Raw genomic sequence first — 18,373 nt, 5'->3', positions numbered from 1 at the left:
TCTACCGGGAGCAAAGCTCCACGGTTAAAACAGCTTTAATAACGGATGCTCAGTAGTCCCTAATTTGGTACCGGTAATCTTGGTGGTATAGCCCATCATGGCATCCGTGGTGGCGATTCCCCGATAGACCCAAGGCGCGTTCATAATCGGACCGTAAAGGAGGAAATCGGCTCCCTGAGTAACAGGGAAGGTAAATACCGCAGTACCTGCTGCTTCAAAGTAAGGCGACCCTTTAGAACGCATCTTTTTCCACAAATATAGCGCATTAGACGGGGCGCAGCCTCCCGGGTATCCTAATTGCTCTTTTACATCATAGATGGCCTTAGTAGTCCAACTATTACTGGCCACATCCAACACACCAGGATCTACCAGAAACTGTTCAATACCGGCCCGTTTTGCTGCGGCGATTAATCCCTCTGTTTTTTCGTCCCCGTTCAGCAGCTTCAACCGGCTGCTTGGCTTAAGATGTTTTTTACTGAAAGCCAGGACTACCGCCGTCTTGATGCCAAAGTCCTTAATGACGCTCAGTTCATCTTCTGTATAGTTTTCTTCTATAGAATTGTAGATAAGCCGGTTGATGATGGCAGGGTCCTTACCCAATAATTTTAAGGCACCTGTCCGTATTTCCGGACTCACACTGTCAAGCAGAAATGGGGCTGAGGTATGTTTGAGAATAAACTCGACGTGGCGCGTTAACGCTTCCGGGGTATCACCTAAAACATCAATGATTCTGGGGTTCCCCGTCTCTGCACTCAGTTCAGCCTCCTGATCAAGTAATGCTTTGGCCTCAGCCTCATTGAATATCCCTTTTGTCGAATCCTGGACAATCTTATGCCCCCGGTAAAACATGCTGCCAATCAGTACTGTAGGGAATTCTCCTGGCTGGCCTCCGATTTTTACACCGTTAATGTCATATACATGTTGTTCTGCAGTAAACCTGAACATTTGACTCACACTCCTATATAGGTTTATAGTTTAAACTTTGATATTATTAACATCTTCCGTGTTAACCGGCTCATTATAATCTTGGGTTAACCGTGAAGCTGTTGGGGCACCAGGTTTTTCTTCATCCGCTACATTCCATTCTTTACCTGCCTTTTTAATGAAACCGATTATTATAATGGCCATGATAAACATGGTTGGGAAAGACCCGGCAACAGATGCCGCCTGCAGCGGTTTCATACCGCCCAGGAATATGAGCGTTAGCGAGAGACCTCCTAAAACCAGCGCCCAAAATAACCGGTTCCATTTTGCAGGTTCTTCGCCTGCTTTTAGTTTTTCAGTAGTTACCATAGCAAGTGTATATGCTATACTGTTAATAACAGTTGCCGTGGAAATAAACAGTAACACTAAAATTATCGGTAGTATGACAGAGGCAAACGGGAGTGTTGCGAATATTTCTACAATTGCGCGCGGCACACCCTGTGTCTTAACTATTTCTGCAAGGTTTAACACGCCTCTGGCTTGCAAGTCCATCGTATAGTTGCCAAAGACCATAAAGTACGTATAGACGCAGGTAATACCCGAAAAAGTGGCGCCCAATGTGAACTCCCGAACCGTTCTTCCCCGTGAAATTCTCGCCAGATAGATGCCTGTGCTAAGAGCGAAAGCAATGAACCAGGCGAAATAAAAGATTGTCCAGCCTTGAGGGAATCCAGATTTTTGAATAGGGTCAGTGTAAAGGCTCATTCTAAAATAGTTATTAAACATGACTCCTAAGCTGTCAAAAAAGTTGTTAAACATAAACGCGGTCGGTCCTACTGCTAAAACATAGGCCAGTAGGGCAAACCCCAGCCAATTCCTGAAATCACTTAACTGTCTGATGCCTTTGTCCAGTCCGCCATACACACTAATGCCAATAATGACTGTCCAAATAATAAGAATGGTTGCATCTAATCCTAATGTGTGGGGAATACCGGTGATTTTGGTAATAACCTCACTAAGAAGCGGAGTTCCCAACCCAACCGAAGTACTAATCCCGGCAATAATCCCGACCATATAGAAGATATCAATGGCTTTACCCAAGTAGCCGTTAGCATGTTTACCGAGCAATGCTTCACACGCCGTACTTGGCCGGAAAACTTCCTTACCCTGAACAAAGAACAGATACCCGAACACCACACCAACACCAACATAGAGTGCATAGCTGCTCGGCCCCCAATGGAACAAGGGATATGCAGTAGCCATAGCGGTAGCTTGCGGCGACATAGGCTCTAAACCGAAAGGAGGAGCTGTGAGATAAAAGTAGAATTCAATAGGGCTCCAATATACGATAGCAGCAGAGGTACCTGCGGAAAAAAGCATCCCTAGCCAACTCAGGGTACTAAATTCCGGTTTTTCCCCGCCAAATCTCTTATTAGCAAATTTACCAAATATGAAATATAGCACCACCGCCAAATTTGCCAGAACAAAAACTTCATATGTCCAGCCCATTTGACCGGTTAAAAAAGAGAACACTTTGTTTACGGCATTTGTGCCAGCCTCAGGATTCAAAATAATTGCGCTACATACTGCGGCAACCAACAATAACGGAGGCCAAAATAACGTTTGATCAATCTTTTTTTCCTCTTTACTCATTACGCGCCCCTCCTAATTACAATTTGGGTTAGCCTAATTTAACTTGATTAAGTAATATACTTTAGCGGTCTAATCGATCCCCCTTCCTACTAAAATCAAGCAACACCTATAAAGCAACACACCTTCTAGCATTGCAATTCTCGTGCCATTATCACAGGATTACGCCAAACACGCAGAAAATAGTAAGACTCTTGTGAAAAGTCATGCTATTTTCACAAAAGTCTTAACCCTTAACTCAATATCATATTTTGTCTATCAGTGAAGAATTTTTTTTCACCTGTCTGGCAAAAGTAGTATGTCTATTGGACTTACATGCAAGTGAAAAAAATTTTTTCACCGAAAAATTCTTTTTCACCATATAAGGCACATTGTGCGAAGCAAAGGGGCTGAAATCTCTAAATGCTTGAAAATAAGCAAAAAACTATGGAAGAATTAAGCAGCGAGAATCGATTATTGCATGAAATTATTGACTCAATATCAGAAGGTGTGTATGCCGCAAATAAAGATGGCACCATTCTGATATATAATCGAGCTTTTGAAAGAATTGAGGCTACAAAGCGACAGAATATGTTAGGAAAGAAAGATACAGACGTATATTCACTACCACCACTGGAAAATCTCCAGCGCATGGCAGTGCTGCAAAGCAAAAAACCGTTATTGGAACAATATATGACTTACCATTTATATACCGGGAAAAAGGTTGATATTGTTTACAACTCTTATCCATTTTTTGAAAATGGAGAACTTACAGCAGTGTATTCCATTAACCGGGATATTCCTTCGATAAGTGAGCTTTTAACAAAGGTTATGCATTGTTTTGGCCAAAACAAATCGAAAAACCGGCCAAATGGCACTAGTTTTAGCCTTGATGACATTGTCGGCATCAGTCCATCAATCAAACAAGCGATTAAACAAGCCCGAAGAATCGCCCCAACGGCCTCCACTGTCATGATTTATGGCGAAACCGGTACAGGAAAAGAACTGTTTGCACAGGGAATCCATAATGCGAGCCCCTACAGTTCACGTCCTTTTATCGCTGTCAACTGTGCGGCTATACCTGAGACGCTGATGGAAAGTCTGCTCATGGGTACAGTAAAAGGTGCCTTCTCGGGTGCTATTGATGCCCCTGGCTTGTGTGAGCAGGCAGAAAACGGAACTTTGTTTCTGGATGAAATCAATTCGTTAAGTATACAGTTACAGGCAAAGCTATTACGATTATTACAAGATAAAAGAGTCCGGCGTCTTGGCGATAAAACCGAGCGTAAGATCAACTGCCGGATAATCAGCGCAACTAACCAAAATTTGTATGAAGCGGCCAGTAATGGCTCATTCCGGGATGATCTCCTCTACCGCTTAACGCCGGTAGTTCTGCATATCCCGCCACTCAGACAACGTCCAGATGATATACCCGTGCTTTCTAAAGAGTTTATTTCTCGCTTTAATGACCAATTGAATTTGAATATAAAGCAGATATCCCCCGATCTATTAGAGCTATTATCCTTATATAAATGGCCCGGAAATGTTCGCGAACTGGAGCATGTTATCGAGAGTGCCATGAGTATTGTTGAGAATACGGCGACAGAAGTAATTCTTGAGGATTTACCTGCTTTTTTAGTAAAACGGATGCTCACTAATTTATCCGCAAATAAGTCAAACAACACTTCGGCAGCAGAGACACAAACAGGGAAACTGTTAGTTGAATATCTGCGGCAGTGTGAAACAGATTTAATTCAAAACACGTTAAAGATGACGAACGGCAATGTAAGCGATAGTGCCAAACAGCTCGGAATCTCCAGACAAGACTTGCATTACCGGCTTCGCAAACTGGGAATTAAATCATCCACCTATAAAGCTGATCTTACAAAGTGAGACTAAGCCGCTCTTAACTCCCACCTATACCTTAAGGTATAGGTAGACGAAGGGAGTATACGAGCGGCTTAATCATTAAATAAATGTTTTTTACAGCTTCTATATCGCACTATTTGGCATGATATTTGCTTTATTATTAACGAGGCAACTTAAGACCCTACGTCAAGGAGGCTGAAAAATGAAAAACGTGAACCAATCCCCCTGTATTGAAGACTCTCCCTTAACCCCGTTCTTGAAGAAACTTACGGTTTATACCAGCGGGGGCCCTTTTTTAGATGGTTACATCCTAACAATTATTGGAATGGCCTTGCTACAACTGGGACCTGAGCTCCAGTTGGACGCACTATGGACAGGGATGATTGGCGCCGCAGCTCTTATCGGACTATTAGTGGGAGGAGCAATCTTTGGCTATGTGACAGATCTGACTGGACGCCAATTCATGTATCAAATTGATCTTGTCGCAATTATAATTATCTCAATTTTGCAAATGTTTGTTAGTACACCTTGGGAATTAGTTATATTACGGTTTCTTATTGGAGTTGCCGTCGGGGCAGATTATCCAATTGCAACCTCGCTGTTAGCCGAGTTTTCTCCCCGTAAGTATCGAGGCGCTATGATGGGGTTATTGGCAAGCGCCTGGTACGCCGGTGCTGTTGTGGCCGGTATCGTAGGCTACTTACTGTTAAATACCGGTCCTGATGCGTGGCGATGGATGTTAGGCAGCGCTGCTCTTCCCGCTATCATCCTGGTAACCGGGCGCTGGGGTACTCCAGAGTCTCCGCGGTGGCTTGTCAGCAAAGGCCGTACCGAAGAGGCTCTCAGCGTCATTAAGCAAGTATATGGCACTCACGCCAGCCTTGCAGATCTAGACGAACCGGCAACAGAAAAAACTCAATTCAGCAAGTTACTTGAACCAGAAAACCTTAGAAAAACTTTATTCGTAGGGTTATTCTGGACATTTCAGGTAGCACCGTGTTTTGCCATTTATACATTTGCACCACAGATTTTAGATGCGTTCCATTTAGGCAGCGGCAATGAATGGATTATCGGCTATGCTGTTATCAATGTATTTTTCCTGACTGGTACTATTGCATCAATGTCGCTTGTAAATCGTTTTGGAAGACGTCCACTTATCATCTGGAGCTTTACTTTTATGACATTGTCCATGTTACTCTTAGGCCTAGTTCCCGGCGCACCTGCGTGGATAATCTTCCTGGGTTTCGCTGTCTATGCCTTTTTCTCCGGTCCGCCTAGTGCCCTTGATTGGATCTATCCTAACGAATTGTTCCCAACCAACATCCGCGCCTCTGCCGTAGGAGTAGTAACAGCCATTAGTCGTATTGGCGCGGCAATTGGTACTTTCGCCTTGCCCTATTCTTTACAGACGATCGGAATTGGCAATACCATGTTAGTCAGCACTCTGCTTACATTTCTTGGATTAATTGTATGTGTAGCCTGGGCCCCGGAAACAAAAGACATGACATTAAAAGAAACCTGCATACTTACCTTAAATAAAAAGTAAACTACTGCCTCCGTGCCAAAGCCTATCTACTATGAGGTACCATGGGTAAACGTTAGCCCCCCTTTAAACAAACACTCAATATCTTGAAAAGGCGGTGGAATCCATGAAATTGAAACTCTCCAATATCAGTAGTCAGCTATTTTTGTCAATCTCACTATTTATGCTTGTACCCATAGTGTGCATCAGTTTCTACGTTAATCATGTAATGCAGGCTGAACTGCAAGCTGAGTTTATCAGGTCAACCACAAAAGAAATTATGCAAGTTGATAATGGCTTTCAAATCTATTTAAAGACTATTGAGGAAAACTGCACTCTTCTGGCTGAAAATAGCCTTGTTAAAAAAGCCGATCCTACGATTACAGCCTATATGAACAAGCAAGGAAATGTTAAAATGACACCATCCCAAAATGGAGGGCTGGAAGGCCAGATATATCAGGACTACGTAGCATTCGCTAAGGCCCACCCTGGAACAGCCTATGCTTATATGGCCACAGTCCATGGAGGATATATTCAATGGCCTGAAGGCTCGACAATGGACAATTACGACCCTAGGGTTAGGCCATTTTATAAAACAGCCATCGAGGCTCAGGGAAAAACCGCTAGGACAAGCCCTTATTATTACCCTGCCGACGATATGGTGGTTATCAGTACAGTCAAGACAATAACAGACAACGCAGGTGCAGTGATCGGAGTTCAGGGCCTGGACGTAAGCCTCAAAGGCATGACAGACATCGTCAAAAATATCCGTATCGGAAAAAGCGGATTTATTATTTTATTGGATAAAGATGGAACCATCTTGGCAGACCCCCAAAACCCGGAGATGAACTTTAAAAAAGTGGCTGATTTAAACATTGACAAACTAAAGGGTGTAGAAAAAATAGATGCTGGCAATTTTGAGGCCAATATCGACGGCACTGACTGTTTTATCAATGTATACACCTCACCACAAACAGGCTGGAAGTTCCTGGCGATAGTAAAAAAATCAGAAATACTGGAGAATGCTAATAAAACCAGGAACGTTCTCCTGCTAGTCGCTTTGGGGTTCATTATCCTGGCATTAGCTGCTTCAGGGATATTTGCGCGAAGGTTTACCCAGCCGATCACCGTGCTAGATGCCCAATGCAGCCACCTTGCATCAGGTGATTTTGCCTTTGCCGCACCTGAGAAACTGCTAAAACGCTCAGATGAGTTCGGACATTTGGCAGTTGGGCTGAAAACAGCCCAGGAGACACTAAAGTCGCTAGTTCGCGACATCAAGGGATCGGCAGTCACCGTGCGTGATTCGTCAGAAACCCTTGCAGAAATTGCCGTTCAGACTAACAGGGCAGCTAATGAAATATCTCAGTCAATCCTGCAAATAGCTACAAGCACACAAGAAGAAACGAAAGACCTTGAAATAGGCTCGCAGAGATTAAAAGAACTATCGCAGGATATTGAGGAAACCGCTGTCAGCAGCGCTGCCATGAACTGCTTGCTCGAAACTACGGTAGAGCTTAGCGGTCAGGGATTACACATTGTAAAAGTCTTGAGTAAAATATCTAATGACATGAAAACGTCAGTTGAAGAAGCAAACTGCACCATTAATGATATGGACACTATGTCTGACAAGATAGGCGCAATTACTGAGACAATTGGACAAATTGCCCAGCAAACTAATCTCTTGGCTTTAAATGCGGCTATCGAAGCGGCAAGAGCCGGTGAAAGCGGTAGAGGATTTGCAGTGGTTGCCGAAGAGGTTCGAAAACTTGCTGAGCAGTCGGCCAAATCTACACAAAGTATAAAAGAACTGATTGACAACATCCAACAACAGTCTAAAAACGCAGTAACTGAGATGAACGTAGCAAAAAAGATTACCTTAGAACAAGACCAGGCTGTCAGTGAGACAGAAGGACTCTTTAACCAAATATCTGACTTAATAAAAGAAACTACTGCTAAAGGTGCAGAGATCGAGGATCTCCAGCGGAAAATGACCGAGCACAAAACTAAAATGCTTGATGTATTTGCTAACATTTCTGCGGCTGGCCAACAGACAGCAGCCAGTTCACAAGAGGTTGCCGCCGCCGCACAAGAACAGACGGCAATTATGCAAGAATTTGAAGCAAGGGTGATCGCGATCCGTCAGCTTGTACTAGATTTGGAGAGAGCAGTAGGTAGATTCAAAGATTAATAGAGAGGTGATACCGTGCAAACAGTACTTTTGGCTTGTCAGACTATGAAAGATGAGATTGAACTTGCCATGCAACAATCAAGCATCACTTATCCAGTGATATATTTTGAATCGGGATTGCATAACACACCTGAACTTCTACGCGAAAAAATTCAAGAGCAAATCAACGCACTTGATACCGTAGATGTTATTCTCATGGCCTTTGGCTGTTGTGGCAACGGTCTGGTCGGCCTAAAAGCTTCACACGCCAAACTCGTAATACCACGAATTGATGACTGTATCTCTTTACTGCTAGGCTCATCTGATGCCCGCAAAGCTGTTCCTAACGAGATTAGTACATATTTTGTGACTAAAGGCTGGTTAGATCCTGATGGAAATATAATGTGGTCTTATCGGTCTTGGGTTGAACGCTATGGTGAACAGAAAGCCTTGCGGCTGGTAAAAAAAATGCTCAATAATTACACTCGGTTTTTGATCATCGATACTGGTGCTTATTCGATTGACAACGTAGTATCTAACATCCAGAAAACCTCCGAAGAATTAAATATGTACTATGATATTACTCCCGGCTCTTTACGGTTATTGCACAAACTATTAACCGGCCCGTGGGACAAAGAGTTCATTTCACTCGATCCAGGGCAGGTAACCTCTCTACATGATTTCTACCCAGGCATGTAAAACAGGTAGGATGCTATATTTAGCATCCTACCTGTTTTACTATACCATTTACTTTTCAGCCCACTTACCCAATAATGGTTAACACGTCGTCCACAGGCTTGCGTGGCGGAGATGATAGTTTATCTGCTGACGGAATACCAAGTGGTGTCATCGCAGCCAAATGGTAGCCTTCTTTATTAAAGCCAAGATATGTAGAAATTTCCTCGGCAGCGTATGTCGGCCCTGTCATCCAGCAAGTTCCATAGCCAATGCTGGCGGCAGCCAGTTGCAGATTCTCCAGGGCAGCAGCAATATTTTGAATACCGGGATTCGGCTTAGCATATTTCATAGCTTCTTCGCGCGACATAATACCATCAGCTAAGAGCATGTCAGCAATGGTTTCATAAGGGCCTGCGTAAACAAGGATAAGCACTGGCGCCCCCTTGAACACAGTATGATAAGCAACCGTCCCTTTAAAGCCTTTGATTTTAGCCTCATCTCTCAAATAGGTGGCTAGCTCTGCATTCTTAGCTTCCACGATCCGGGCTATTTCAGCAATTTTATTTTTATCAGTCACAGCAACGAAATGCCAGTTTTGCTGATTTTTCCCTGATGGAGCGTAGGTTGCAGCCTTAATAAGCTCTTTAATCGTTTGTTCAGGTACTTGCTCGTCCTTAAATTGACGTACACTATGACGTTTATAAACAAATTCGAATTCCATTAATACTACCTCCCAAATTAGACTATTTTTTCACCGTGATACCTTTCGCCGCCAGCGTCTGGCATAATCTTGTAACGCTCAGACCACAGTGTTTTATACTTTATTGCTTGAGCGTGGATACTGTCCCACTCTTCAGGCACAGATTTAACAACTTTCGCCGGAACACCGACTACCAAGGAGTGGGGAGGAATGACCTGGTTTTCCTTAACCACCGCACCAGCAGCAATAATACTGCCCTTACCTACTACAGCACCGTTAAGGACAACTGCCCCCATACCGATTAAACAATGGTCTTCAATTGTACAACCGTGAATAATCGCGTTGTGACCGACCGTAACATAATCACCAATTATAGAAGCATGCGCATCAGCTACGTGAACAACACTATTATCTTGCACATTGCTATACCGGCCAATTTCAATCCGGTTAACATCCCCTCTGACAACAACATTAAACCACAGACTGCTAAACTCCTTCATAGTCACTGCGCCAATAACCTTAGCTCCATCGGCAATAAAGACCTTTTCATCAAGAGTGGGGTTGATGCCTTCGAATTCTTTAATCATTGCTACTTCTCCTCCCTCGTTCAAGTTCAGCTATATCTAATATACCCTTTAAGCAAGAAAACTTATTAGCATTCCTTCCAATGCTTTACCAGGGTATATTCATATAATACCATAACATCAGCATGTGAATTATCTGAAATTCGCCTCTTTGTTATCAGCATAACGGCATAGTCGTTCTGAAAGCGTACCTGTGTGCAATTCAAAAAGATGATTATCAAAATCATAAAAGTATAATGACCGGCCTTCACCTTCCACCCTTGGCCGGGGCTCCTTAAAATCCACCCCTGACTCCCGTACCCTTGCCTCGTAACCAGCGAACTCTTCCTCAGGGATCTTGAAGGCAATGTGATTATAGGTACGAGTAGGTAGTGAATCTCCCTCCATGACTGCAATCCACTGACCGCTAATGAGAAAAAACTTCTCCCGGGTTAACGAAAACATCTTATCGCCACTAGCATAGACCTCTTCAGCTTCAAAAATAGCTGTCCAAAATGCTGACGCGCGTTCCAGATCTTTTACGATAAAGGTTAAATGGCTGATTCCCTCAATCATGTTATAACCTCCCCCCTAATACCAAAGCCCAATCAGCTTCCAATAAATAATACCTGCCGTTAAGTATAACAGCACATGCACCACAGTAATCAGTGTCCCAACACCCCACCATGTCCGCTTATCATTATAGCCCTTCTCCATCAGTAACGGCCCCAGCGCGTTGCCATAATGGGTCAGTGTACAGGAAATAATCATTAAATAGGCGAGCAGAAAAAAAGCCGGGTATCTTGGCACATCAGTTGCCGCGACAAAGGAAAAAATCAGCGGCGAAAAAGCCACTACATAACCGGTGTAGGAGACGAAAAAATAGTGGGGCAATACGGCCAGCGCTGCCACAAGCAATAGTACAGTATATGCCCCCGCCCCGGCGGTAGGCAGCAACAATTTAATAATACCGGCAAACCAGTTAAAAAATCCGAGCTTGGTCAAAGCGGATGAAAAGCCCAAGATAGCGCCAAACCAGATAAGAAATGACCACATCTCTTTGTTTTCGGCCAGATCATTCCAGTCAAGAACGTCCAGAACCAGCATGAGCGATACGCCAACAAAAGCTACCAGCGTATTGTCGATCCTGGACACCGTACTTGTTGACCATAAGATAAGAATTGTCAGAAACACTCCGGCTGCTGTTAGTTCACTCTTATTAATACCGCCCATACTGCTAAGTTCCAGACCGGCCCTGTCCCTGACCGCAGTCATGGAAGCAACATCAGGCGGACAAAATTTATACACAAGATATGGTGTCAGCAAAAAACCGATAAACCCAGGCAAGGCCGCCATTGTCCATAATGGCCAGCTTACATGAATACCCAGTACGTCTTGCGCCAGCTTGACGTTGATCAAGTTAGGCCCCATTCCGGTCATAAACAAACCGCCTGTGAGCATACTGGCCATATAAGCCAGCAGCGTAAAATACGCCCCGGTCTTCTGTTTGCTCGCCTGATTACCCGAACTGCCGACATCTATAACCCCTTCAGCCAGCGGATACACCAATCCTCCTGTACGGGCTGGCGAGGCCGGCGTACTTGTCGCTAACAGCAAATCAATAAAGCTTAAGATATAGCCAATCCGCAGCGATGTTTTCCCAAACCGGCTAATAAGCAGCAGTCCAAGCCGCCGGGTAAGACCGGACTTTTTCAAGCCAATACCAATCATCATGGCTACCAGTGTCAACCATAGCATCGCGTCGGTGTACCCGACTAATATCTCCTGGATCGGAAGCACAAACATGCTGGCCAGCGTAATAGTAAGCATAAGCAACGTCGGCTCAGGATACGGCTGGAGGATTAAACCCAATATCAAAGCGGCAAACACGCCAAACAAGCGCCATGCAGTGATACTTAAGCCGTCAGGCACCGGAGCAATAAAGAAACACCCGGCAACAACCAGCAGCAATCCTATTTTGGGATATTTCATTGCACATATTCAGCTCCTGTCTTTCAGCTAATTCTATAATTTTTCTCCATTGTTTACCGAAATCCTTTACCTTTTTTTCGGTACCCTGCTCGAAAAGGCGATAATAATAGTCCTGCTTCGCTTGTTGGCTGCAGCAGGACTATTATGTAGATTATTTTTTTCTTGCCGCTCGATCCTCACTAATCAAGTCAGGCACTAATTCAGCGGCTAATTCAACCTCTGTGCTCAGCCCTTCAGCAAACAGCATCAATCCGACTTCTTCAGCCGCCGGCCTGTCTGCTTTACTACCAATTCTGGCATTCCCCATAAATAGACTGATGAGTACGCCAGCGAGAATGACAAACATTGCGACTAAAAAAACTAGCTGTAGTGAATCGGCTAACGCTGTTTTGAGTAGTGGTAATAAGTTAATGCCAAAAGTGCATCCTTTTTATGTATACTTTTTTATCCGTTCAATGCATAATCAACAGCAGCCCTGGCGTGAATGGTCATTGTATCAAACACCGGCGCCGCTACATCGTCCTCTTTGATCAGCAAAGGGATTTCGGTACAGCCTAAGACAATCCCCTCAGCGCCCCGCAGCAGCAGAGCACTGATAATTTTTTGGAATTGCTCTTTTGAATCCTGTCTGATAATGCCGAGACATAATTCTTGAAAAATAACATGATTGACTAATTCCCGCTCTGTTTCTTCAGGAATGATCACCTCAATACCATGTTTATCTTTCAGCCGATTCCGGTAGAAGTCACCTTCCATGGCAAACTTAGTGCCGAGCAGGCCGACCTTTTTTATCTTCTGGTCTTTAATTTTTTGCGCTGCCGCATCAGCAATATGCAATACAGGAACACCTGTCTGTTCTTCAATACTGTCAGCCGACCTATGCATGGTATTGGAGCAGATGAGGATAAAATCGGCCCCTCCCTGCTTTAAACGCTGGGCCGCATCGACAAGCCTAATGTTCAATTCCTGCCAATTCTCCTGACGCATCAATGCTTCAACAGGCCCAAAATCAAGCGAAAACATCAGGCACTGGGCTGAATGCAATCCCCCTAATCGCTGTTTCACGATTTCATTAACAATCCGGTAATATTCAAGCGACGACTCCCAGCTTAAACCGCCAATCAGACCAATTGTCTTCAAAATCGCATTTCCCCTTCCAGTATTGTCACCGCGCCGCCGCCTACTTTAATTGCATGAACCTTACCCTCAGTTTTACTAACGCGGATATTCACGCAGCCTGGTCTGTTTACTTCCATGCCGGCTTCGCCTGTCAGACTGGCCTCGCCATCAATAGCAATTAGATTGTGAGTAGCGATATAGGCAGCGATACAACCATTACCTGTTCCACATACCGGGTCTTCATTTACGCCCACTAAGGGACAGAAAGCCCGCATATGAAAGCTCCGGTTTGCCTCAATCGTAGTAAGGCAAAAGGGCACAATCCCCACAACCCCGCATTTTTTACTTAGGGCCTCAACGGCGACAAAATCAGGTTTTGCCTGCATCAGCTTCGCGAGACTCTTAACACCAACCACCAGCCACCAAAGCCCTGTCGATACTCTCATGGGCGGTGTTTCCAGCAAGTCTTCAGCTGCAAGACCTAATCCGGCAGCAATATCTGCGCTGCTGAATTCTACTCCGGCCAATTGCGGCGCAGCCTGCGTCATCATAAACAATACCTGGCCCTCAGACTTTATCACTTCCACCGGTAAAATTCCGGCTTTTGTCTCTTGATAAAATACAGTCTTCCCCGGGTCAAGCTTTTCCTCTTCGTATAGGGTTGCAAAGGTGGCAATTGTGGCATGTCCACATAAGTCGACTTCAGCGTTAGGCGTAAAGAACTGTACTTTGAAGTCGGCTGCATCAGAGTGTGATACAAACGCTGTTTCCGAAAGGTTCATTTCCCGGGCAATCTTCTGCTTATGCTCATCAGCTAAACCATTGGCGTCAGTAACTACCCCGGCAGGATTACCGCCAAACGGCTCATTGGTAAATGCATCCACTTGTTTAATTTTAATAGTACTCACAAAGCATCGCCTCCTGCTATTTACTTTTTGTTACACCAGAGGTTTTATATTGTGCCCGCTCTGTTGGTCAGAGTCTGCAGTTGAGGTTTCCCTGACTGCCTGCATAAGCTGTTCTATTCCTTCATCAATCTGTTCCAACTTTGCAAAAGTATAGTTCAGCCTGATATAAGTGTCGCCTTGGGTGCCGTCTGGATAAAAAGCCTCGCCAGGCAAGAATACTACACCCCGTTTACCCGCGTTGGCCACCAGCTTATGCCGGTAAACGTTAGCCGGCAGCCGGCACCATATATAGTAGCCGCCTTCGGGTTTATTCCAGCTAACTCCCGGGACTTTGTATTTTTCTAAGGCCTTCAGCATTATATCTCTGCGCTTGGCGTACTCCCGCCGCAGCAACATGATATGCTTTTCATAATATCCCCTGCGGATAAATACCTCCAGCATCAATTGAGCAGGCGTGTTGACATGAAGGTCAGTCATCTGCTTAAGGTGCGCAAATTTGGCAAGCACCTGCGGCGGTGCCGTTATCCAGCCTACTCGCAGCCCTAAAAACAACACCTTGGAAAACGTACTCAAGTAAATAACATAGCCGTGACGGTCAAGCGCTTTAAGCGACGGAACCGGCGTACCGTCATAATAAAGCTCACCATATGGGTCGTCTTCCAGAATAGGCAGTTGATACTGATAAGCCAAATTCAAAAGCGCATACCGTCGCTCCAGACTCAAGGTAACCCCTGAAGGGTTTTGAAAGGTAGGGAGTGTATAGATAAATTTGGGCCTGTGGCGCACCAACAAGGCTTCCAGCACATCTGTACGCATACCGTCTTTGTCTACAGGTACGCCGATAACACGCGCCCCGGCTGACCGGAATATCTGGATCGCCCCGAAAAAAGTAGGCTCTTCCACAAGAACGGTGTCGCCCGGCCTGATAAATATTCGTGCAGCAAAGTCCAATCCTTGCTGCGAGCCAGAAAGGATGACTATGTCTTTGGGCGCAGCAGTAATCTGCCGTTGCCGCATCAGGTGGCTAATACTTTCCCTGAGCGGATAATGGCCTTCAACCGGGCTGTGCAAAAACAGGTTGTGCCCTGCTGTCCTAAATAGCTCTGTCTGGATTTTCTCCATTATTTCTACAGGGTATAGACTGGGAGCCGGAATACCGCCGGCAAAAGGAGATTACGTCACCGCCGGTTATGGCCATAATGTCACTGATAATAGTATCAGTACTGGAGGTAATGCTTTCCGTAAAAAGCTGATACCAAGGCAGAGGATTTATATAGCCGTCTGTTAATAACTTTTTTACTACTTGAGGAAGAACTACCGTACCTTTACCGACATGGGATCCCACTAAGCCGTCAGCCTTAAGCTCCTGGTACGCTTTAATCACCGTGCTGCGGTTGACCTCGAGCGTTTTAGCCAGGCTACGTTCAGGCGGCAGTAAAAAGTCTGCCGGAAGGACACCGGAAAAAATCATATCCCGTAACTGATTCTTGATTTGCAGATAAACAGGGGTATCGGCATTGCGATTGATCGAGATGCGCATCTGATCACTCTTCTTTTAAAGTATTCGGATTGGTACCATCCAATTTCATTGTAACAGATTAATCATCAAAGCCAACTACCAATTGGAATATTCTTCAACCAGCCAATCTCTATATAACGTGTTAAAATTCTCCAGACGGGTGGCGTGTTGGCTTTTTTAGTGCGGGATATATATATCATGTCTAAAAAAATAAAATCACCAATTGAGCATTACACTCAAAGTGGTGATTTTTTTGTGATAGCATCTCGTCTATTCTTTTTTGGAGTCAAGACCCAGAAGCTTACATGACTGATAGTATAGTGCCAACACCCAACCAATTCCCACCAGCGATAATAACATAAATTCATGTCCGTTCATACGAATGCACCTCCGTTTTATTTGAAGGCGGACATCCGGTTAGAAGGAGCTTCCCGGGGCACATGTTAGTCGCTAGAATTATTGAACCTTTCTTTACTCGAAAGGCTCTGTCCTCCTAGTCTCTCCAGGAAGTTATTCTGGTTGGTTGGCCGTATGTATACATTGTACCAAATAAAATTAAATACAGCAACAAAAATATTGCGATAATATTATGTAAATTCACTCATTATATTTGCCTGGAGTTTGGCAGCGTAAAACCCCGCCCCATGACTTCAGCCGCATCATGCACAATCATAAACGCCTGCGGATCAGAGTCGTGAACAAGCTGTTTGATTTTAGCAATCTGAGTAAGGCTAACAACGACAAACAGCACTTGCTTACTCTGCCGGGTGAAAGCGCCTTGTCCGTTGAGAATAGTAACACCTCGCCCTACCTCTTTTAAGATGGCCTCAACAATACTGTCAGTATTATAGGAAACGATAAAGATAGTTTTCTTTCGGTTAAAACCTTCCACCACTTTGTCAGTCAGACTGGCACTAATAAACATCGAGATCAGCGTCAGCATCGCCAGCTTGAGACCAAACAACATAGCGGCAACAAGCATAATGACACAGTTAACAGCAAAACCAACCGCCCCAAAATTGAACGCGTAATATTTCTTGACAAGGGCAGCAACAATATCCAGGCCTCCCGCGCTGCCATTTACGCGAAATATAAGACCACTGCCAATTCCCGCAATGACCCCGCCGGTAATTGCTGAGATAATAGGATCATCAATAATGTTATACTGCGAAAAAAAACGGGTTGCATCTACTGTGAAGGAAAAAAGGATTGTTCCAAAAATCGTGCCAATCGTATACTCTTTGCCCAGCAGACGGTAGGCGGCATAAAGTAAGGGGAGATTCATCAAAAAGATTTGAACACCGATTGGCCAGTCGAACAGAAAATAAAAGATAATGGCCACACCCGAAACCCCGCCACTTAGCAGGTGATGCGGCACCAAAAATGCGTTTATCGAAATACTGCTGACTATACAGCCAATGGCTACCCACAGGTATTGATTAATCTTGTTTCGCATACATTCCTCCAATTTGCTAGTAACATTCAGCTTACCCCTAATAGCATTAATTCTATCATACTGTTGAGAAATCCGGAATATCTTTAACCCGTTTTACACCTGTTCCTTGATATTTATACCTGGGAGTAAAAAACTCAGCGCAATACTACACTGCGCTTTTTACTAGACGGCAACATGTGCACAGGTGCTGTTATTACAACTTTTCGGCCATATTTTCAAGAATATTGGCAGCGGCATTAAGTTCCTGAATGGAAGCTGTTATCTCCTGTATAGCTGCTGCCTGCTCCTCAACAACCGAATTAGATTTATGAATTCCTTGACCAATCAAGGTGACCTGGGATTGGACACGCTGCAGGATAGCATTAATTTGACTGATACTTTCATTACTGGAGCTTGACAGTTTCCTGATTTCCTCGGCAACAACACTGAATCCCCGTCCAAGCTCACCGGCACGAGCGGCCTCAATGGCTGCATTTAAACCCAGGAGATTGGTCTGCCCGGCAACATTTTTAATGAAATTTATGACTTCATCGGTATTTTTAGTATCACTCTTAGCTTCATCCGTATACTGCAATAGTTCCTTGTTAGAATTCACCAAATCCTGAATACCGGCAGCCACATGGCTGATGCCCTCGGTAACCTGCTTTAGTGAGCTCGAGAGACTGTTGGCTAGGTTATATACCTCCCGCTGCCTGTTAAGGTTTTTGGCAATACCGATCGTACCAATAACGTTGCCATAGTTATCTTTCACAGGCACATCAATTGATCTCACATCAATGCCGACTACTTCCTTAGGTATTACCATCGACATGGTCGTTCCCTGCATAATAGCCTTGGTTGAGGCAGAACCTGCCGGCAGCAGGTCGCCGTCTTTGACATTGACCTTGATGCTGGGACTATGGAGGATTGTTAGGTATTTTTGTTTATCTGTCACCGATAGAGTAACATCATCTTCAAATAATTGTTTGAGATACGGCGCCAGCAGGTTGAATGCTTCTAACACGGCATTTATATCAGTTTCTTGCTCTTGGTGTTGCATGAATAACCCCTCCTCAATCATCACTCAAATATACATTTCTGTGCAAATTTGGTAAATGCTATTAATTATTTATTATAGCTTATCTTAGACTGCTAATCGACTGTTTTCCATAATTAAACTATAAAAGCAAATATTTAAACTCGGTTAAGAAAAACCGCTAACGCGGTCCTTTGGTATCGAGCACATCCGAAATCCGGTACTCGAATCCATGGACCCCTTTATAGTAACGTGGATGCATTACCCCGCCACAAGATTCACAGCTAAACTGCGGTGGGTAGCTTAAAT

The 18,373-nt window shown here is 44.4% G+C and carries 17 protein-coding genes; 4 read left to right on the top strand and 13 right to left on the bottom strand.

What is annotated here, in order from left to right:
• Positions 1-24: 24 nt before the first annotated feature.
• Positions 25-945 (bottom strand): [methyl-Co(III) glycine betaine-specific corrinoid protein]--tetrahydrofolate methyltransferase MtgA, encoded by a 921-nt coding sequence (mtgA, locus tag VN447_RS03445; RefSeq protein ID WP_325522841.1) that lies wholly within the window; start codon positions 943-945, stop codon positions 25-27.
• Between the two features lie 30 nt (positions 946-975).
• The gene (gene caiT, locus VN447_RS03440; RefSeq protein ID WP_325522839.1) at positions 976-2,577 is read right to left on the bottom strand and encodes an L-carnitine/gamma-butyrobetaine antiporter; all 1,602 of its coding nucleotides are present in this window, start codon (positions 2,575-2,577) and stop codon (positions 976-978) included.
• A gap of 399 nt (positions 2,578-2,976) precedes the next feature.
• On the opposite strand from caiT, the gene VN447_RS03435 reads away from it, so the two are divergent.
• From VN447_RS03435 to VN447_RS03420, 4 genes are all read left to right on the top strand, one after another.
• Positions 2,977-4,446, top strand: a complete 1,470-nt coding sequence (locus VN447_RS03435; RefSeq protein WP_325522837.1) for a sigma-54 interaction domain-containing protein — start codon at positions 2,977-2,979, stop codon at positions 4,444-4,446.
• 178 nt (positions 4,447-4,624) lie between these two features.
• Positions 4,625-5,968, top strand: a complete 1,344-nt coding sequence (locus VN447_RS03430) for an MFS transporter (protein WP_325522835.1) — start codon at positions 4,625-4,627, stop codon at positions 5,966-5,968.
• 103 nt (positions 5,969-6,071) lie between these two features.
• Positions 6,072-8,135 (top strand): methyl-accepting chemotaxis protein, encoded by a 2,064-nt coding sequence (locus VN447_RS03425; protein WP_325522833.1) that lies wholly within the window; start codon positions 6,072-6,074, stop codon positions 8,133-8,135.
• Positions 8,136-8,150: 15 nt separating this feature from the next.
• Positions 8,151-8,813 carry a DUF1638 domain-containing protein gene (locus VN447_RS03420; protein WP_325522831.1) on the top strand — a complete coding sequence of 221 codons (663 nt, stop codon included), beginning with the start codon at positions 8,151-8,153 and terminating at the stop codon, positions 8,811-8,813.
• Between the two features lie 64 nt (positions 8,814-8,877).
• Here the strand turns inward: VN447_RS03420 and VN447_RS03415 are convergent, their stop codons facing one another.
• The 11 genes from VN447_RS03415 to VN447_RS03365 all read right to left on the bottom strand — a co-directional run bounded on the left by VN447_RS03415 (position 8,878) and on the right by VN447_RS03365 (position 17,854).
• Complete coding sequence (locus VN447_RS03415) at positions 8,878-9,513, bottom strand: nitroreductase family protein (protein WP_325522829.1); 636 nt, start codon at positions 9,511-9,513, stop codon at positions 8,878-8,880.
• Positions 9,514-9,530: 17 nt separating this feature from the next.
• A complete protein-coding gene (locus VN447_RS03410; RefSeq protein ID WP_325522827.1) occupies positions 9,531-10,079 on the bottom strand; it encodes a gamma carbonic anhydrase family protein in 549 nt (182 codons plus the stop codon).
• 129 nt (positions 10,080-10,208) lie between these two features.
• The gene (gene fosX, locus VN447_RS03405; RefSeq protein WP_325522825.1) at positions 10,209-10,631 is read right to left on the bottom strand and encodes a FosX/FosE/FosI family fosfomycin resistance hydrolase; all 423 of its coding nucleotides are present in this window, start codon (positions 10,629-10,631) and stop codon (positions 10,209-10,211) included.
• Between the two features lie 15 nt (positions 10,632-10,646).
• Positions 10,647-12,047, bottom strand: a complete 1,401-nt coding sequence (locus VN447_RS03400) for a DASS family sodium-coupled anion symporter (RefSeq protein ID WP_325522823.1) — start codon at positions 12,045-12,047, stop codon at positions 10,647-10,649.
• Between the two features lie 151 nt (positions 12,048-12,198).
• Positions 12,199-12,354: a hypothetical protein gene (locus VN447_RS03395; protein ID WP_325522821.1), complete on the bottom strand. Its 156-nt coding sequence runs from the start codon at positions 12,352-12,354 to the stop codon at positions 12,199-12,201.
• A 137-nt stretch (positions 12,355-12,491) separates the two neighbouring features.
• Entirely contained in the window at positions 12,492-13,187 is a 696-nt protein-coding gene (locus tag VN447_RS03390) for an aspartate/glutamate racemase family protein (protein WP_325522819.1), read from the bottom strand.
• Positions 13,184-14,074: a PhzF family phenazine biosynthesis protein gene (locus VN447_RS03385; RefSeq protein WP_325522817.1), complete on the bottom strand. Its 891-nt coding sequence runs from the start codon at positions 14,072-14,074 to the stop codon at positions 13,184-13,186. Before VN447_RS03385 ends, VN447_RS03390 begins: the two co-directional genes overlap by 4 nt.
• Before the next feature lie 30 nt (positions 14,075-14,104).
• Positions 14,105-15,196 carry a PLP-dependent aminotransferase family protein gene (locus VN447_RS03380; protein WP_325522816.1) on the bottom strand — a complete coding sequence of 364 codons (1,092 nt, stop codon included), beginning with the start codon at positions 15,194-15,196 and terminating at the stop codon, positions 14,105-14,107.
• Positions 15,168-15,614 (bottom strand): winged helix-turn-helix domain-containing protein, encoded by a 447-nt coding sequence (locus VN447_RS03375; protein WP_325522814.1) that lies wholly within the window; start codon positions 15,612-15,614, stop codon positions 15,168-15,170. Before VN447_RS03375 ends, VN447_RS03380 begins: the two co-directional genes overlap by 29 nt.
• A gap of 583 nt (positions 15,615-16,197) precedes the next feature.
• The gene (locus tag VN447_RS03370) at positions 16,198-17,049 is read right to left on the bottom strand and encodes a YitT family protein (protein ID WP_325522812.1); all 852 of its coding nucleotides are present in this window, start codon (positions 17,047-17,049) and stop codon (positions 16,198-16,200) included.
• A gap of 193 nt (positions 17,050-17,242) precedes the next feature.
• On the bottom strand, positions 17,243-17,854 hold the full coding sequence (locus VN447_RS03365) for a methyl-accepting chemotaxis protein (protein ID WP_414714874.1): 612 nt from the start codon (positions 17,852-17,854) through the stop codon (positions 17,243-17,245).
• Between the last annotated feature and the right edge of the window lie 519 nt (positions 17,855-18,373).

This window comes from Sporomusa sp. (assembly GCF_035561155.1).
Classification (GTDB): Bacteria; Bacillota; Negativicutes; order Sporomusales; family Sporomusaceae; genus Sporomusa.
The sequence above is the reverse complement of the archived record's forward strand: the minus strand, read 5'-3'. Positions and strand labels throughout refer to the sequence as shown.

Bases quoted from the DNA above. Each gene is read 5' to 3' on its own strand.
- VN447_RS03370 (WP_325522812.1), bottom strand. From the start codon at position 17,049: ATGCGAAACAAGATTAATCAATACCTGTGGGTAGCCATTGGCTGTATA.
- fosX (WP_325522825.1), bottom strand. From the start codon at position 10,631: ATGATTGAGGGAATCAGCCATTTAACCTTTATCGTAAAAGATCTGGAA.
- VN447_RS03425 (WP_325522833.1), top strand. From the start codon at position 6,072: ATGAAATTGAAACTCTCCAATATCAGTAGTCAGCTATTTTTGTCAATC.
- VN447_RS03400 (WP_325522823.1), bottom strand. From the start codon at position 12,047: ATGAAATATCCCAAAATAGGATTGCTGCTGGTTGTTGCCGGGTGTTTC.
- VN447_RS03395 (WP_325522821.1), bottom strand. From the start codon at position 12,354: ATGGGGAATGCCAGAATTGGTAGTAAAGCAGACAGGCCGGCGGCTGAA.
- VN447_RS03415 (WP_325522829.1), bottom strand. From the start codon at position 9,513: ATGGAATTCGAATTTGTTTATAAACGTCATAGTGTACGTCAATTTAAG.
- mtgA (WP_325522841.1), bottom strand. From the start codon at position 945: ATGTTCAGGTTTACTGCAGAACAACATGTATATGACATTAACGGTGTA.
- VN447_RS03380 (WP_325522816.1), bottom strand. From the start codon at position 15,196: ATGGAGAAAATCCAGACAGAGCTATTTAGGACAGCAGGGCACAACCTG.
- VN447_RS03375 (WP_325522814.1), bottom strand. From the start codon at position 15,614: ATGCGCATCTCGATCAATCGCAATGCCGATACCCCTGTTTATCTGCAA.
- VN447_RS03430 (WP_325522835.1), top strand. From the start codon at position 4,625: ATGAAAAACGTGAACCAATCCCCCTGTATTGAAGACTCTCCCTTAACC.
- VN447_RS03435 (WP_325522837.1), top strand. From the start codon at position 2,977: ATGCTTGAAAATAAGCAAAAAACTATGGAAGAATTAAGCAGCGAGAAT.
- caiT (WP_325522839.1), bottom strand. From the start codon at position 2,577: ATGAGTAAAGAGGAAAAAAAGATTGATCAAACGTTATTTTGGCCTCCG.
- VN447_RS03410 (WP_325522827.1), bottom strand. From the start codon at position 10,079: ATGATTAAAGAATTCGAAGGCATCAACCCCACTCTTGATGAAAAGGTC.
- VN447_RS03365 (WP_414714874.1), bottom strand. From the start codon at position 17,854: ATGGTAATACCTAAGGAAGTAGTCGGCATTGATGTGAGATCAATTGAT.